This is a genomic window from Paraburkholderia sp. J41 (assembly GCF_905220235.1).
Taxonomy (GTDB): domain Bacteria; phylum Pseudomonadota; class Gammaproteobacteria; order Burkholderiales; family Burkholderiaceae; genus Paraburkholderia.
Genome location: NZ_CAJMZE010000002.1, coordinates 73,058 through 87,356, shown reverse-complemented (window position 1 = coordinate 87,356; position 14,299 = coordinate 73,058). Strand labels below are relative to the sequence as shown.

At 63.4% G+C, this 14,299-nt stretch carries 16 protein-coding genes; 4 read left to right on the top strand and 12 right to left on the bottom strand.

All coding sequences use genetic code 11. The features are described 5' to 3' along the window. Positions 1-63 precede the first annotated feature (63 nt). The 3 genes from U5805_RS02290 to U5805_RS02280 are packed head-to-tail and all read left to right on the top strand — an operon-like array spanning position 64 to position 2,684. Positions 64-1,044, top strand: a complete 981-nt coding sequence (locus U5805_RS02290; RefSeq protein WP_322101818.1) for an ATP-binding cassette domain-containing protein — start codon at positions 64-66, stop codon at positions 1,042-1,044. Between the two features lie 4 nt (positions 1,045-1,048). Further along, positions 1,049-1,876, top strand: a complete 828-nt coding sequence (locus tag U5805_RS02285; RefSeq protein ID WP_322101817.1) for an ABC transporter permease — start codon at positions 1,049-1,051, stop codon at positions 1,874-1,876. Positions 1,877-1,880: 4 nt separating this feature from the next. Continuing rightward, positions 1,881-2,684, top strand: a complete 804-nt coding sequence (locus U5805_RS02280; RefSeq protein ID WP_322101816.1) for an ABC transporter permease — start codon at positions 1,881-1,883, stop codon at positions 2,682-2,684. 238 nt (positions 2,685-2,922) lie between these two features. On the opposite strand, the gene U5805_RS02275 is transcribed toward U5805_RS02280, so the two are convergent. From U5805_RS02275 to U5805_RS02260, 4 genes are read right to left on the bottom strand one after another with little or no spacing between them, the layout of a single operon-like run. Then, complete coding sequence (locus tag U5805_RS02275; RefSeq protein WP_322101815.1) at positions 2,923-3,396, bottom strand: TrbG/VirB9 family P-type conjugative transfer protein; 474 nt, start codon at positions 3,394-3,396, stop codon at positions 2,923-2,925. Next, entirely contained in the window at positions 3,393-4,727 is a 1,335-nt protein-coding gene (locus tag U5805_RS02270) for a TrbI/VirB10 family protein (RefSeq protein ID WP_322101814.1), read from the bottom strand. The genes U5805_RS02275 and U5805_RS02270 overlap by 4 nt, the downstream gene beginning before the upstream one ends. A 2-nt stretch (positions 4,728-4,729) precedes the next feature. After that, positions 4,730-5,770, bottom strand: coding sequence for a TrbG/VirB9 family P-type conjugative transfer protein (locus U5805_RS02265; protein WP_322101813.1), 1,041 nt, complete (start codon positions 5,768-5,770; stop codon positions 4,730-4,732). Continuing rightward, complete coding sequence (locus U5805_RS02260; RefSeq protein ID WP_322101812.1) at positions 5,767-6,513, bottom strand: VirB8/TrbF family protein; 747 nt, start codon at positions 6,511-6,513, stop codon at positions 5,767-5,769. Before U5805_RS02260 ends, U5805_RS02265 begins: the two co-directional genes overlap by 4 nt. A gap of 74 nt (positions 6,514-6,587) precedes the next feature. On the opposite strand from U5805_RS02260, the gene U5805_RS02255 reads away from it, so the two are divergent. Continuing rightward, positions 6,588-6,860, top strand: a complete 273-nt coding sequence (locus tag U5805_RS02255; RefSeq protein ID WP_322101811.1) for a hypothetical protein — start codon at positions 6,588-6,590, stop codon at positions 6,858-6,860. Positions 6,861-6,868: 8 nt separating this feature from the next. On the opposite strand, the gene U5805_RS02250 is transcribed toward U5805_RS02255, so the two are convergent. From U5805_RS02250 to U5805_RS02215, 8 genes are read right to left on the bottom strand one after another with little or no spacing between them, the layout of a single operon-like run. Continuing rightward, positions 6,869-7,897 carry a type IV secretion system protein gene (locus U5805_RS02250; RefSeq protein ID WP_322101810.1) on the bottom strand — a complete coding sequence of 343 codons (1,029 nt, stop codon included), beginning with the start codon at positions 7,895-7,897 and terminating at the stop codon, positions 6,869-6,871. Between the two features lie 58 nt (positions 7,898-7,955). Further along, positions 7,956-8,240: a hypothetical protein gene (locus U5805_RS02245; RefSeq protein ID WP_322101809.1), complete on the bottom strand. Its 285-nt coding sequence runs from the start codon at positions 8,238-8,240 to the stop codon at positions 7,956-7,958. Between the two features lie 11 nt (positions 8,241-8,251). Next, positions 8,252-9,055 (bottom strand): conjugal transfer protein TrbJ, encoded by an 804-nt coding sequence (locus tag U5805_RS02240; RefSeq protein WP_322101808.1) that lies wholly within the window; start codon positions 9,053-9,055, stop codon positions 8,252-8,254. After that, the gene (locus U5805_RS02235; RefSeq protein WP_322101807.1) at positions 9,048-11,759 is read right to left on the bottom strand and encodes a conjugal transfer protein TraC; all 2,712 of its coding nucleotides are present in this window, start codon (positions 11,757-11,759) and stop codon (positions 9,048-9,050) included. Before U5805_RS02235 ends, U5805_RS02240 begins: the two co-directional genes overlap by 8 nt. Further along, positions 11,753-12,136, bottom strand: coding sequence for a VirB3 family type IV secretion system protein (locus U5805_RS02230; RefSeq protein ID WP_322101806.1), 384 nt, complete (start codon positions 12,134-12,136; stop codon positions 11,753-11,755). Before U5805_RS02230 ends, U5805_RS02235 begins: the two co-directional genes overlap by 7 nt. Positions 12,137-12,147: 11 nt before the next feature. Next, positions 12,148-12,570, bottom strand: a complete 423-nt coding sequence (locus U5805_RS02225; protein WP_322101805.1) for a hypothetical protein — start codon at positions 12,568-12,570, stop codon at positions 12,148-12,150. Then, a complete protein-coding gene (locus U5805_RS02220) occupies positions 12,563-13,612 on the bottom strand; it encodes a CpaF family protein (RefSeq protein ID WP_322101804.1) in 1,050 nt (349 codons plus the stop codon). The genes U5805_RS02225 and U5805_RS02220 overlap by 8 nt, the downstream gene beginning before the upstream one ends. Continuing rightward, entirely contained in the window at positions 13,609-14,151 is a 543-nt protein-coding gene (locus tag U5805_RS02215; protein ID WP_322101803.1) for a lytic transglycosylase domain-containing protein, read from the bottom strand. Before U5805_RS02215 ends, U5805_RS02220 begins: the two co-directional genes overlap by 4 nt. Positions 14,152-14,299 lie beyond the last annotated feature (148 nt).

Sequence of the window (14,299 nt, the reverse complement as noted above, 5' to 3'; positions counted from 1 at the left end):
TTTCTGCTGGCATGGCTCGGCTGACGATACTCGTTGGCGCGTCGTTGATTCAATGGAGATGGCATGTCTCAGATCGTGGTTGAGGGCTTGGCGAAAACCTATCGCATCGGGGAACGACAGCCCGGCGTACTCGGCATGTTTCGCCGCCGCTGGCGCGAGATCGAAGCCCTCCAAGATGTCAGTTTCAGCCTTCAGTGCGGCGAACTGCTTGGATTCATCGGCCCCAACGGGGCGGGCAAATCGACAACCATCAAGATTCTTTCCGGCATCCTGCGCCCCACCGCCGGTAAGGTCCTGATCGAGGGGCGCGTGCCGTTCGACAATCGTATTGCTCATGTTGCCCGTATCGGTGCGGTATTTGGTCAACGCAGTCAATTGTGGTGGGACCTGCCCGTCATCGACGGCTTCGATCTGCTTCGCGATATCTATCGCGTGGAACCGGCAACCTACCTGCGTGTTCGCGATGAGCTGGTCGCCATGCTGCGACTCGAGCGCGTGCTCGATCAGCCCGTGCGTCAACTGTCGCTGGGGCAGAGGATGCGGGCCGAGATCGCTGCCGCGCTGCTGCACGCCCCGCCGATCCTCTTCCTGGACGAGCCGACCATTGGCCTCGATGCGCCGTCGAAGCTTGCTGTGCGCGAGTTCGTCAAGAAGCTGAACCGGGAGCGCGGCGTCACAGTGCTTCTGACCACCCACGACATGCACGACATCGAAGCGCTGGCTGAGCGGGTAATTGTCATCGGTCACGGCCGGGTGCTGGCCGATCAGTCGTTTGATGCGTTACGCTCGGACGTGCTGATCGATCGGCGCCTGCTGGTGGATTTCGCCGGCGCAGCGCCCGCTGTCGCCATTGATGGCGCGCAGTTGCTTCGGTGTGAAGGTCGTTCGGTGGAACTTGCCTTCGATCCTCGCGTCATCGGTGCTCCGGCACTTATCGCGCGCATTGCGGCTGAACATGCAGTCGAGGATATCCGAGTCGAGCAACCCGCGATCGAAGAGGTTATCGCCCGGTTCTACCACTTGCACGGCGCAGTCGAGGCTTGACCCGATGAACGTCCTTCGTCCCTACGTCGCGGCGTTTGTCGCCCGCTTCAAGACCATGCTGCAATACCGGGCCGCCGCTCTTGCCGGCTTCACCACGCAGTGCTGGTGGGGCGGACTCAAGGTCATGGTGTACGCAGCCTTCTATCGCCACTCAGCACATGCCCATGCGTCAATGACTCTGGCGCAGGTGATTACCTACACGTGGCTGGGGCAGGCGTTGCTCACGCTGCAGCCGTGGGGTGGCGACCCCGAGGTCGCTGGCGCTGTGCGCACCGGCGCCGTTGGCAACGACCGCCTGCGACCGGTCGACACCTATGCGTGGTGGTTTATTCGCGCAACGGCGTGGATGACCTCGCGCGCATTACCCCGAGCCGCGCTGATGTTCGCCGCCGCTGCGATCCTGCTACCGCTCACGGGCCTCGCCGAGTGGTCTTGGCGCGCGCCGGCCGGCGCCCTCCAGGCTGCGCTCTTTGCAATCTCGCTCGTGCTGATGATCCTGCTGGGCGCGGCTTTCACGATGCTGATCAATCTCTGTATCACCGCGACGCTGACAGACCGTGGAATCAACACGCTCGCGCCCGCCTTCGTGATCCTATTTTCGGGCAATCTGATTCCACTGGGCTTGTTTCCCGACCGGCTACAACCTGTTCTCGTCGCTCAACCGTTCGCGGGGATGCTCGATATTCCCACACGGATCTACATCGGCGCACTCACTGGCGGGGCGGCATGGGGCGGTTTGGCCCTGCAGGTTTTCTGGACGTTGGTATTTGTCATGCTCGGCCGTAAAGGGATTGACAGTGTGATGACCCGGCTCGAAGTGCAAGGGGGGTGACTCGATGAACGCTCTTTACCTGCTGCGACGTTACTTCGTCACTTCAATCCGTGCGCAATTGCAGTATCCAGCCTCAAGTCTGATGTTGGGCCTCGGTGCGTTCCTGACCAATGCGATCGAACTTGCGGGAATCTGGGCGCTATTTAACCGGTTCGGAGACGTCAAGGGCTGGCGGTTTGGCGATATCTGCATGTTCTTCGGCACGATCAGCATTAGCTTTTCGGTTGCCGATTTTATGAGTCGGGGCTTCGATGTGTTCGGCAACGAATTCGTGCGCACGGGGGACTTCGACAGATTGCTGCTGCGTCCCCGCAGCGCCACGCTACAGCTAATCGGGCATGATTTCCGGCTGCGGGTATTGGGGCGCCTGGCCCAAGGCCTCGCCGTTATCGCGGTTGCAACCAGCGCACTGGATTTTCACTGGAGTGTGCGTGCGGTTGCGTTGACGCTTTGGACGATCGCGGGTGGTGTGGCGTTGTTCTTCGGTTTGCTGGTCCTGCAGGCAACGCTTGCGTTCTGGACGGTCGAAAGCCTAGAGGTGGTCAACGTCGTGACCTATGGCGGTGTGCAGGCTGCGCAATATCCGCTCAATTTTTACACGAGCTGGTTTCGCAATTTTCTGATTTTTGTCGTGCCGATTGCCTGCGTCGCATACTTTCCAGTCCTAGCCATTCTGGGTAAGGTGGACCCGTTGGGTGCGCCTCGCGGGTTGCTACCCTTTGCGCCAGTTGTAGGATTCGCGTTCCTTGCGTTTAGCTTTGCAGTTTGGCGTTTAGGGGTACGCAAGTACACCTCGACTGGCACTTGAACATTGAATTCCATCGGATCGTCTCAAAGACGTCTGGCAACGGACGATCGGACAGCTTCGACGAAGGTCCGAAACGGGTCGATATGTGCCTGATGTTCCACACGTGTTTAGGATGCCAGGTTCTTGCAATGCAACATGTGTTGCGAGCGTCGACCGCTGAATCCGAATACCAGCTTAATCCCGGCGCAGATGCAACTTCCCGGAAGGAATGCTTGACGACCGAGGCGTCTTGCCCGCGTTATTTGTCGTCACGCGGCGGATTGATGCTGCGCGCCGGTACGTCGCTGACCCGCTCGGGCGCGCCAACAGACGTTTCCCCGGATGGCCGGGCTGCCCCAAAGTGCGCCATCTGGGGCGGCCCAGCCGGTGCCGTCCGGACAGCACGGGCTTCGCGGCCTGCTGCACGGAAGATCAGTGCCCGGTCCGACCGGTCGACGACCACGTAGGGCGGGTCCGGACGCCATCGCAGAAGAACGAGGCCGCCCGGCGTATCAGCAAATATGGCGGGTACGCGTTTCGGATCGTCAAACTGCAGATAGACCCGCTGGCCGTCATCGAATACCTGATATGGCTTTATTTCGGTTGCTCCGCTCATACGCCAGTCAAAATTGTAGACCGGTCCTGTCAGGGGCGGTGGTTCGGCGCAGGCGGACTGAAGCAGGCATCCGGCGATCACGATAGTTGCAGAAAGCAGGGTGGTGGCGTGTTTCATGGATGACAGCTCCCGTCAGTCATGTTGGGCGGCAGCATCATGTCCCGCTGCGTGATGAACGTGATGCGCTGGCCCGGTTCCAGCCGCAGCGTCGGCTGGATGTTCATGTTGCGTTGAAGGATCGTCTGCGTGGTCTGGGACAGGGACTGTGCCGCAGCTTCGGACAGATCGGTCGACATGCCGCCGTTGATGTTGATCGTCGTGCCACTCGACTGGCTCTGGTTGTGACCGACCCAGGCGGCGACCCCGGCGATCAGGAACGTCGATCCGAAGATTTTGAAAAAGTGATTGTTGACCTCGGCGGTCACGCCCGCTTCGCCATCGGGATCGTTGCCGGTCAGTCCGTCGAGCCGCATCGAGGCGTGGCGGAAGATCATCCGGGTCGCGGCCATCAGCATCAGGTCCTGACCGACTGCCACATCGTTGTTCGTGCGGCCCAGAATCCGTGTGCCCTTCGGGATCAGCCTGCAGCTCCCGTCGATGCTGTCGAAGATGTCCCGATCGACCATCGCGCGGAAGGTGCCTGGCATGTCGCTCTTCGCGCCCTGCAGGATCACGGCGGGAACTGGCGTGCCGCCCATCACCATGTAAGGAGAGCTGATCGGAACCGGGACCAGGGGTGCGTCGTCGTTGTTCGCTTCCCCCTGCTGCCTGATCCAATCGGCGTTGCGGCGGTCAGTTGTACTGGATACGCTCAGCGAGGAAGGCCCCGGCGGGGCGGTTCCAGGGACGCTGCCCGCCGATGAATTGTCCTGCGCAGTCTGCCGCGTTGACAGTTGCGAAAGGCCATCGGCGATGCGGTCGAGCGGCAGATCCTTCCCGGCGGAAGCGCTGGCGGAGCCACCGCCGGTATCCTCATACGCGACGAGCGACTGGCTCTGCATGGCCTCGATCTGCCGCTGCAGGGCCAGGCGATCAGCGTCGCCGGTCCCGGATTCGTGGCCGGCACCCCGATAGTTTCGCGGGAGGGGACCGCTATCGTCCCCGGGCGCGCCCTGGGGGACGCCGTCGAGCGGCGTGCCGCCCAGCGGGGCGCTGGCACCTGACGCTGCCTCCCCCGCGCGAGCGAGGGCCAGGTTGTGCTGCTCCTCGAGGCGCTTGCGGATCGCATCGGCAGACGCTTTCGGTTGCCGCGCATCCGCCTCGATCTGCTCGCGCTCACGCCGTTCGGCAGCGGTTTCGTGCGGATGGGAAAGCGCATGCACGAGGACGATCGCGAGCAGCGCCGAGCACAGGGCAACGAGCAGCGTCCTGGCGAGGTTGCGGCGGATCCGCGTGAGTTTCGCGGGTTCCTGTGTGAGCGGGGCGCCGCCGTTTTCTGGAGCGGCCATGATCACGACTTCCCGTAGATGTTCTTCATGTGGGCCGAATCACAGCCGAACAGGCTGCACCCATGCCCTCGACCGTTGAAGACCCGGACTTCCTCCTTGCCGCGTCTGAGTAGCAAACCGTACGTCGTGATCTGCTGCACCTCGAAGAAGTCGTTGCCCAGCGGAATGAAGCTCGCGATTTCGGCCTGTCCTTTTTCGTCCATCAGGAGGATGGCCGGCAGCTCGGCATGGTGAGGAAACTGCAGATAGGTGAAGCGCCCATCGTCGAATACGGTCACGGGCGCGAATGGCGCGCTCCCCTCGACCCGATAGTCGAAGTTCGCATGATCGAGCGTGATGCGGGGGCCAGCCGCGCGCACCTCGCCTGACGTGGACGATCCCGGCTGTCCAGTGACGTCTGTTTGCCCGTCTGAATTTGTGCCGGGAACGTTACCCGGGTACTCGATGCCGAAGGGCGAGACCTGTCCGGCTGTCATCTGCGCGTCGGTATCCAGATAATGCCAGGAGACGCGTTGGTAGGTGGCGTCACTATCCGATGACCGGAGGTCCAGTTCGTAGCGCCGGCGCGTCGTGATGACCGTGGCCGCATTGTCGAGTGCAGGCAAGCGCGCCTCGATGAATACGTCGCGCTTCGTGAGCGCGGTATGTTCGAGCCAGCGCTTGCCGGTGTCGGAAAGGTAGACGCCGACCACCTCTTCGTCGGAACCGAAGACCAGGTGGGTTTCCTCGTTCGTGCGCAAGAGCACCGGATACCGGTAATCCGGATCATAGTCATAGACGACGAGCGACGAATCGTCGGGTGCAGGGTATGGACCATTGGGCCCATTGACGTAGGTGCGGGATGTAGACGGACGGGAGATACGTGCGCGCGCCGCCGGGGTGTGCTGTGTATTCGCTGTCGACTGCGGCGCAATGGCGGTCAATGCGCTCGCGGGCAATGGCGCAGCAGAGGCGGCCTCCGACGCCGTGACTTGTGCCCAGGTGGTGGTCAGGCATACGGTGAACAGTGCCGCGCCCCACGCGGCAGAGACGACGAATTTCATTGCGTGGCTCCCGGGTTGACGCCCGCATAGGGCGTGAGGCTGAAGTGGGTGATGCGCAGCCCGATCGGGTTGTCCTTCTCTTCGTCGGGTCTCAGCGTTTCCGGCGCGAGCAGGAAGCTGACGGTGAGCAGCACCTGTTTTGGTCGGGACGGCTTCCCGTTCACACTCTCGATCAGCGTGAAGATCAGGTAGGCAACCTGACCGTCCGGCGAGAACGACGTTGAGTTCTCAACGAATTCACGGGTGAGTCCGGGCGTCTGCACGACGCGCTGCGCGACCGGGTCGGTCGCGGTGATGTACGTTTCGAGTTCCTGCGTCGCAGCGCCGGACGTCCAGCCGAACGCTGCCGGTATCTGGCGCGTGAGCGTGTCCTGGCTGTCGGCTTCGATCGTGAACACGCGCGAGGCCCACTTCACGAGGAAGTAGCGCCTGTTTGCGGCGGTGACCGAGTAGGTCTCCGCGTAGCGGTCGGAAACCCACACCGCGCCGCTTTTCTCGTCGTGCTCGACAAAATAGGGGCGGGGACCGCTGTGGGCAGCCTGGACAATCAGCGCCGCGCACTCCCCGGCCGCAAGCAGCGCGAAGGCGGCGGCGACCTTGATCGCGAGGCGTTTTTCCCAGAGGGGACGCTGGAACGCCGCAAACCAGGCTGAGACCGCCTCTCCGGTGTTCGGGGGAGGCGAGAGATCAGCACCCGATATTTCGGTGCCGGAAGAGGCGGGTGCGACCAGGCGTTTGCGCATGGCTACTCCGACCGGCAGGTGCCCGCCCGCGGTGCTACACTGGGATCCAGTTCATCTGCTGCGAGGGTGCAGCCATGGCCAGGCTCAAGATCATCCTGCTCTATTTCGTGCTGCCGATCCTGCTGTTTTCGGCATTCGTCCTGTATCAGGTCGGCGCGCAGCATTTCGGCGTCGCGATGATGCTTGCGGGCGCAATCGCATTCATCGCGTGGTCGTGGATCAGTACCACGCCGAAGGAGAGGGAAGAGTCGTGGCGCGCGGACGATTTGCAACGCCGTAGAACGACCGACGACTGGAACACGTTCTACTCGATTCAGCAAGCAAACAAGCATCGTCATCATCGCTGATCCCAAAATCACTTGAGCGCATTGGGCGTTACGCGGCGCCCAATCGCGCCTTTGCCAAAGTTTCCTAAGCCCGCACCCCCACCGCCGGTCACAAGTCCCTTGGCGATGTCAGGTACCTGCCACATCATGAAAGCCCCAACACCGCAGACCAGCGCGAGCGCGAGCATCGCGAGGTAGTTCGTCGCGTAGTAGGTGTCGCTGTTCGTACCGTTTTGTATCGCGGCCTGCTGCACGAGGCTCTGGATGCCAGGCAGCACACCACCGTTGACGATGGCCATCATCAGCCAGGCAACGACCTTGAAGAGCCCTGCGGAGATCGTGAATCGCAACCATCCGTCGAACAGGAACTCACCGGCTGGCAGCACATACCAGGGAATCAATACAGGCCCGAGGCAGAAGGCTATGTCGAGCAGGAACGAACCGAACTGCACGACCACGACGAAGATCATCGTCAACAGTGCGATTGCGATGACCGCGAGCGCCTTCGCGAGGAATGCGAGCAGGATCAAGGGCAGGTTCTTGACGAGCGTCCAGATCGAGTTCAGTCCTGCGGAATTGGCGCCGGCGTCGCTTGTGGTGCCGCACACCTGATGATCGGTGTTGGGAATCACCACGCCGTCAGGCGTGATATCCGGCACCTGTTCGCACACCTGGGCGGCTTCCGTGCGCACCCCCTGCATGATGGTCGACGCGGCATTGACGAGTGCACGCAGCAGGTCACCGGGATTGCCCTCGCCACCAGACACGCGCGAGGCCATCGTCTGCATGTTGTCGACGAAGTAGGCATGCACGGTGCCGGACCAGGCGGTGAGCATCACGAGAATCACGGCACAGCGGATCAGGTGCCGGAACAGGTTCGCGAAGAAACCCGGGAAATCGCCTTCGAGTAGCCACAGGAATGTGTGCCAGGTCGCCAGGATCAGGCCGAGTGCTGCCAGCAGGTCCAGGCCATCGGACACGAATAGCGTCTGCAGGCTCGTGCCTTTCGCCTGCATGGCAGTGAAGAGCGCGTTCAGCACGGAAATGACGTCGTTCATGGTGCTGCCCTGATCGTTTCCTGGTGGTGTTCTGGACGTGGAGTGGTTGCGCGGCCCGCTACCGCAGGGCGCCGCCGAGCCTTAGCAACGCGAGCAGCAGGGCGAGCGGCAGCGCGATCCAGGCCGCCGCAAAAATCTGCGGACTCTCGACATGCACAACCAGCAGTCCGACAAGCAGTGAAAGCCGCACGCTGCGGGTGATCCGCCGGTCGAATATCCAGTGGGGGTCGCGTTCGTCGGGCGGCACCCGGCTGCGCAGCCGGTATTGCTGTACGGCGTACAGCACGACGCGCAGCTCGGCGGGTGTCGTGCAGAGGCGGCAGATCAGCCAGCGCAGCAGCATCGGTCGTTCTCCTACTGGTCCTGCAGCAGATCGAAGTCGGGCGCACCCTGCGTCGTCTGCTGCTCCTGCTGGTTGGCCTGACCGAGCGCCGCGGCGCGCGCGGCAGCAAGTTGTGCCGCGTTGCCCTGGGCCTGTGACTGCGCGATACGATCCTGCATCTGCTGCGCGACCTGGCGCTGCATCAGTGCATGAAGGTCCACCATCTCGCCGGCCAGCACGTTTGACTGCTGGTTCAGCATCTGCAGCCCCTGTACGTTGCCGGTGACACCGGGAATCTGCGACTGGATCTGCTGCAGGTTCTGCGCGCGCTGCGCCAGCGTGTCCAGGTTCTGCATGTCCTGGGTGAGCTGCTGCTGGTAGAGGCCGCCACGCGTCGAGGCGAGCGAGGTGTAGGCGGACAGCCACTGTCCGGGCGACATGCCCGTCGTGTTCATCTCTGAGAGGCTGCGGCCAAAGAGCCCGTTCGTCGCACTGGCCGCCTGCTGCAATTGCGTGATGGCGGTCGACAGCGACTGGAAGTTCGTGATCTGCGTGCGGTAGGGGGCGATGGTCTGGTCGATCAGCGAGGTGGGAACCTGTTTCAGGTTCTGGACCATCGTGACGTACTGCTGCAGGCGGGTGATCTGCGCCTGGACGTTCTGCTCGACCATCTGCGCCTGCTGGGCCACCGACGAAGCCAGCTCGGCGTGGTTCAGCAACTGCGTGATTTCGGTGGCGCCACCGTCGAGGCCACCACCGGCGCAAGCCACGCCAGCATGCAGGGCCAGGGGAAGGACAGCGACGAGCGCGGAGTGGCGAATCGTGGACCTATGCATGGTGGACCTCCTGCTCGAACGCTGAAGTCGCAGCCGCACCCGACCGGCTCATCGCTTCCTCGATGTAGCGCGCCTTCCAGTCCGGTTCGCCGGAGTGCAGGTGCCGGTCGAATACAAGTTGCGCGCTCAGTTCCGATCGCAGGATGGCGATCGACGTAGGGTCGAGCGGCACCGAGATACGACGCGACGCACCCCCCTGTTCCGCGATGAAGTAGTCACGTTTGGCGACGAGTTGCTGGATCGTGCGGATCTGTCCGTCAGACAGGCCGAAATCGCGCTGGTAAGCGGCTTTCGCAGACGGGGTAAAGTTCTCGACGGGCACGAACACCCGCACGAGCACGTTGTCGCGGATCTGTGGCCAGATCTTCGAGGTCGACACCTGCTCAGGCGACTGCGCATCCATCCACACGCAGCCGAGCTTCTTGCGCATCGTGACGATCCAGTTGCCGATCTGGGTCGCGAACGCATCGTCGTCCAGCAGGTTCCAGATTTCCGGCAGCATCACGAGCGTGGGGCCGATGACACCGGTGGCGCGGCGTTGCTCGAGTGAGTCCTGGATGCGGTACGTTACGTACGAGAGAAACGGTCGGGCGATGGCCGGGCTTGCGAGAATCCGGTCCGTTGCCATTGAGACCCACCGGCCGGCGTTCGAATCATGGTCGAAGCTGTCGCTGACGTTGTCGAAGTAGTGTGCGTGGACGGCGGAGCCCACCCACAGTGCCAGTTCGTCGGCCAGCGGACCGGCGGGCAGGGACGCGTGGACGGTGCGCAGCCGCCACAGGCGCCGGTCGGTGCGGCTGCGCGTCGCAGCGAGCGCGGTTTCCAGCTCGCGACGGTCTCCTGCCGTCACGCGGTAAGTGCCGCGCTGCTGCGCGAGCATCACGATCCATTCGACGAGGAATTCCCGGTGCCGGATGTCCGCGAGCAGCACAAGCGGATTCATCTGCGCATGCTCGTCGGCGGAAGCGCCGGCCGCGCCATGATCGAACTGGAGGTAGCGTCCGCCCTGCAGGATCGTCGGGATGCGCATCGACAGGTCCTTGTCGAACCCGTACAGCCATGCATCGGGATACTTGCGGAACAGCGTCGCGCACAGCAGCATGAAGATCGTCTTGCCAAAGCCGGTGCGTCCGCAGACCAGCATGTGCCCGACGTCGGCGAGGAACGCGGTGAACCAGTAGGGCGTGCCGAATTCGGTCGGGAATGCGGCGAGTGCCGGACAGAGCCTGCCCGTTTCTTTCGTCAGGTGGGCATTGATCCGGTGCCCGTCCGACACACCGCGCAGCGGCAGCAGACGCGCCAGTGCGGCCGTGTCGATGAACGACCATCGCGCGCATTCGCGCCACATGCCGGGGATGCTGGTCGCAAAGGCCGAGAACGCGTGCAGGGTCTCGCGTACTGGTGTGAAGTGCGCCGCGCGCAGTGCTTCCTCGACAGCCCGGTGTGTGGTAACCGTCTGCGTCCACGCCGCTTCGACCGTGGTGTCGTCATCGAACGGCGTCGTCTCGAAAACCGGTGAAAAGGAAAGTACCGAGAGGTTGTAGTACCCGTACATCTCCTCGGCCATCTCGACCTTGCCGATGCGCCGGTTGGCGTCGTCGGCGGCAGTGGAACGGGACTGGTTCTGGCGCGCACCGGACGTGTCGCCGCCGCGCAGCGTGGCGGCCAGCAGCGAGCGCGTGTCGAGCCGCCGTCCTTCGTGGTAGCGGCGCACACTGTCGATGAAGCGCATCGCGGCAGTCGGGGTCGTGAGCCGGAAGCAGTGGCTGACCGTGAGCTCGCCCGGCACCTTCAGCAGGCCATCGAGACTCGTGGGCAGCACGCTGTCCGGCCAGAAGTCGCGGCGGCCCGGAATACCGGCCGCGATCGCGAAACGCTGGCGGCCGTGCGAGTAGAAATGCAGGTAGTCGTGGCCGGGACGGACCTCGGTATCGCACATCGCGAGGTCCAGGGTGGGAATGTCCGGAATCGGGACAGCGGCCAGATGATCGCTGGGCGGCGAGCAGCAGGCGTGCATGAACGCACCCAGCGCGGTACCCCGAAGCCGGTGGCAGGCCAGACGCGGGTTGCCTGCGACGAAGCCGAACAGGAGGGTTTCGAAAGTGTCCACGACGGCGGCCAGTTCGGAAGCCGTGTACGCGAACAGGTACTGGTCGGAGAAGGTGCCGCGTACGGCCTGCACCAGTGCCTGGATGATCGGGAGCCGGTCGTGCGTCATCCCGTGCGTGACCTTGCCGGCAAACCGGTCGATGCCGACGTCGGGCGCCAGCGCGAACGTGACGAAGTGACGGTTCGCGTAGTTCGCTCCTCGCTCGAAGGTGTCGCGCCGCGCGTCATCGACGCGTTGTGAAACCGGGTCCGGCATCGGCACGCTGAGGTATTGCGCACTGCGACGGCGGTGCACCGTCCACCACATCGTGACAGGCCGACGCGCGATGTCACGTAGCGACGTGATGAGGTTTTCCATCAGTTCGAGGACGTGGCCGGTCGAGAGCGCATCGGCATCGGGACCCGAGAACTCATACGTTGCCATGACCGAGGAGTCCTTGTTGACGATCAGGGACTCGCTGAAGCGGAAGAGCCACGGCACCATTTCGGCGGTAGAGCGACGATCGCCGTCGGTGCGCTGCGCGACACGCGCGAGAGGTTCGGCGTCGAACGGGGAGAGGGGGGATGGCGAGCGCGCGACAGATGGCTTCAGCATGGCATGCCCCGCGCGAAGCCCTTTGGACGGGCATTGATCTTCTGGCGCAGCAACGCCCGGGGCTCGTAGTAGTCGCCCTGACGGCTGTACTTCACATAGCAGCGGATCTGGTCCGGATCGCGCCGCACCGCGAGCCACAGCACGGGATGCGTGACCCCTACCGCGAGCAGTACCCAGCCGTTGCGCAGACCTGCAGCGAACGTAATGACGATGGCGAACTGGGCGATGCACCATTTGCGGTCGATGCCGAGCAGCAGGAACGGTTCGAGCATCGTCTTGCGGATGCGTGCCGGAAGTGGGTTCAGCGGGTCCGGCGGATCCTGCGGATTGAGCGGTTCGCCGGAGCCGTCAGCGGTAGCAGAACGAAGCGTTTCCATGCCGGCCTCTGTCAGATGCTGCCCGTGCACGCGGCGCCGTGATTGAACACCTGAGCCCAGAGAAGCGGCATGTTCAGGATCGCCAGTGTGCCGAGCACGCCGCGCAGCACGTGCGTCTTGATGTTGCTGCGCCCGTCGTCGAGCAGCCACAGCACGATCGAGCCGACGAGCGCCGAGAGCGATACGACCTCGAGAAGTTCGTTATCGAGCACGTCCTGATACACGGTACACAGTCCGCCGTTCCAGATGCCGGCGTGCGCGATGGCGGGAATCGTGCCGAACCAGATGGCTGCCAGGAGCAGACGGAGAGCGCGGTGATGGCGAATAACGATGGTTCGCCATGCGTTGCGCAGATCGGTATGGTGATCACGGAATGCGGTGATGGCGCGACTGATTGCGCGTGCCAGTCGACCACGTAGAAGTGACTCATGCATGGACCAGCTCCTCGTGGGAGGCAAAGCGGGAGAAGATGCACCGGGTCTGGTAACGTCCATCTTCGGCGCCGAGCACTTCGCGGATTTCGACGGGGCCACGCACTGCACCCTGACGCTCGGCGTGCACAAAAAACCGGAATGTGGCGCCGATCTTTTGACGGAGGTCTTCGATCGACAGGAGCCGGCCTTCGTCGCTCATGCGGATGAGGGATTCCAGCCGGGCAGGGGCGGTGTCGGACGAGTCGGCATGGAACGAGACGATGGAGCCGGGATGTCCGGTGTTCAGCGCTTCCATCAAATCGAAGGCTTCGGCGCCACGCACTTCGCCGACGATGATCCGGTCCGGGCGCACGCGCAGCGAGAAGCGCACCAGGTCCCGGACCGTGATGCCGAGATTGGTCTCGAACGCGACGTGGTTGGGGGTGTGCACCTGCAGTTCGGCCGTGTCCTCGATCGTGACGACGCGATCTTCCAGCGGCACGGCGTCAATCATCGCGTTGAGCAGCGTGGTCTTGCCTGATGAAGTCCCGCCGGAGAACGCGACGTTGATGCGCTCGCGCATGACCCATTCGAAGAACTCGCGCAGCGCGGCACCGCCCGAAGCCAGGCGCTCCAGGAGTGCGGCATTGCGGCGGCGCGCGGTGAGCGATGGCGTACCCCGGAGTACATCGAACGCGCCGCTGCGCTCGTAGTCGGCAAGTCCAATGCGGCGGCGCGAGTGTTTGCGGATCGACATCATGTCGCCGTGGACGGCAACGGGATGCCGGGCGGCGGCGATGCGCAGGCCGGGCAGGCGGGCGTCGAGCAGGGGTGTCTGCTCCTTTGCGTTCACGTTGGCGAGGATCGTGATGGCCCGGTCGAGTGCATCCGGGTCGAGGTCGCAATCCGCGACATACGCCATACGGCCGTTACGCTCGACAAAGATCGCGTCAGCGCGGTTGACCATGATTTCCTGCACGTCGGGATCCGCGAGCATCGGTTGCAACGGACGGAGATAGTCGTTCAGCACCTCGATCGCATATTCGTAGGTGAGGCGGCTCATCGATCGCCTCTCCATGTGGTATTCCACGTGAACGGCTGGAACAGCTTCGCGATCAGCCCGGAGGCCTGTTTCAGAGGCCGACCAGATGGACCCGTAGACACAGGCAGCAGGGGCGAGGCCGTCGTGTCGAGCGCGCGATACACACGGCGCGCATACGCGATGCGCTTCCCGTGCGTACCGGCGTTATAGGCGCCCACGGCATCCCAGTTCAGGCCCAGGCGCCGCAGGTTCTGCGACAGGATCCACGCGCCGACGTAAGCGTTGGTGCAACGGTCATGGAGTGCCGCGCGCGAGACGCCAAAACGCGAAAGCGTCGTGAGCCAGCGGCTGTTGATCTGCATCAGGCCGATATCGGTGCTGCCATCCGTGTTCACATGGATGACGTCCGCGTGCTGTCCAGATTCGACGGTGGCGATCGCACGGACGAGCCGCACGTTCACGTGATGAAAGCGTGCGGCGTCATCCATGCAGTCGGCCCGGCAACTGGCAGCCGCCACGCCTGTCACTGCACCTGCGAGAACGATCCACACACGTTTCACCTTTGCCTCATCGGTTGGTCAGTATCCCCACGCCGCGCCGGTGATCTGAAAAATCCGGAAAAAGAGCCTGCCGGAGGCGGGGTGCACACCGGCAGGCCAACAGCGCGCGTCGGCCCAGGGGGAGCGGACCGACGGGTTCACTGTAGGC

Excerpts from the sequence above, each read along its gene's own strand:
- U5805_RS02290 (WP_322101818.1), top strand. The coding sequence starts at position 64 with ATGTCTCAGATCGTGGTTGAGGGCTTGGCGAAAACCTATCGCATCGGG.
- U5805_RS02285 (WP_322101817.1), top strand. The coding sequence starts at position 1,049 with ATGAACGTCCTTCGTCCCTACGTCGCGGCGTTTGTCGCCCGCTTCAAG.
- U5805_RS02280 (WP_322101816.1), top strand. The coding sequence starts at position 1,881 with ATGAACGCTCTTTACCTGCTGCGACGTTACTTCGTCACTTCAATCCGT.
- U5805_RS02275 (WP_322101815.1), bottom strand. The coding sequence starts at position 3,396 with ATGAAACACGCCACCACCCTGCTTTCTGCAACTATCGTGATCGCCGGA.
- U5805_RS02270 (WP_322101814.1), bottom strand. The coding sequence starts at position 4,727 with ATGGCCGCTCCAGAAAACGGCGGCGCCCCGCTCACACAGGAACCCGCG.
- U5805_RS02265 (WP_322101813.1), bottom strand. The coding sequence starts at position 5,770 with ATGAAATTCGTCGTCTCTGCCGCGTGGGGCGCGGCACTGTTCACCGTA.
- U5805_RS02260 (WP_322101812.1), bottom strand. The coding sequence starts at position 6,513 with ATGCGCAAACGCCTGGTCGCACCCGCCTCTTCCGGCACCGAAATATCG.
- U5805_RS02255 (WP_322101811.1), top strand. The coding sequence starts at position 6,588 with ATGGCCAGGCTCAAGATCATCCTGCTCTATTTCGTGCTGCCGATCCTG.
- U5805_RS02250 (WP_322101810.1), bottom strand. The coding sequence starts at position 7,897 with ATGAACGACGTCATTTCCGTGCTGAACGCGCTCTTCACTGCCATGCAG.
- U5805_RS02245 (WP_322101809.1), bottom strand. The coding sequence starts at position 8,240 with ATGCTGCTGCGCTGGCTGATCTGCCGCCTCTGCACGACACCCGCCGAG.
- U5805_RS02240 (WP_322101808.1), bottom strand. The coding sequence starts at position 9,055 with ATGCATAGGTCCACGATTCGCCACTCCGCGCTCGTCGCTGTCCTTCCC.
- U5805_RS02235 (WP_322101807.1), bottom strand. The coding sequence starts at position 11,759 with ATGCTGAAGCCATCTGTCGCGCGCTCGCCATCCCCCCTCTCCCCGTTC.
- U5805_RS02230 (WP_322101806.1), bottom strand. The coding sequence starts at position 12,136 with ATGGAAACGCTTCGTTCTGCTACCGCTGACGGCTCCGGCGAACCGCTC.
- U5805_RS02225 (WP_322101805.1), bottom strand. The coding sequence starts at position 12,570 with ATGCATGAGTCACTTCTACGTGGTCGACTGGCACGCGCAATCAGTCGC.
- U5805_RS02220 (WP_322101804.1), bottom strand. The coding sequence starts at position 13,612 with ATGAGCCGCCTCACCTACGAATATGCGATCGAGGTGCTGAACGACTAT.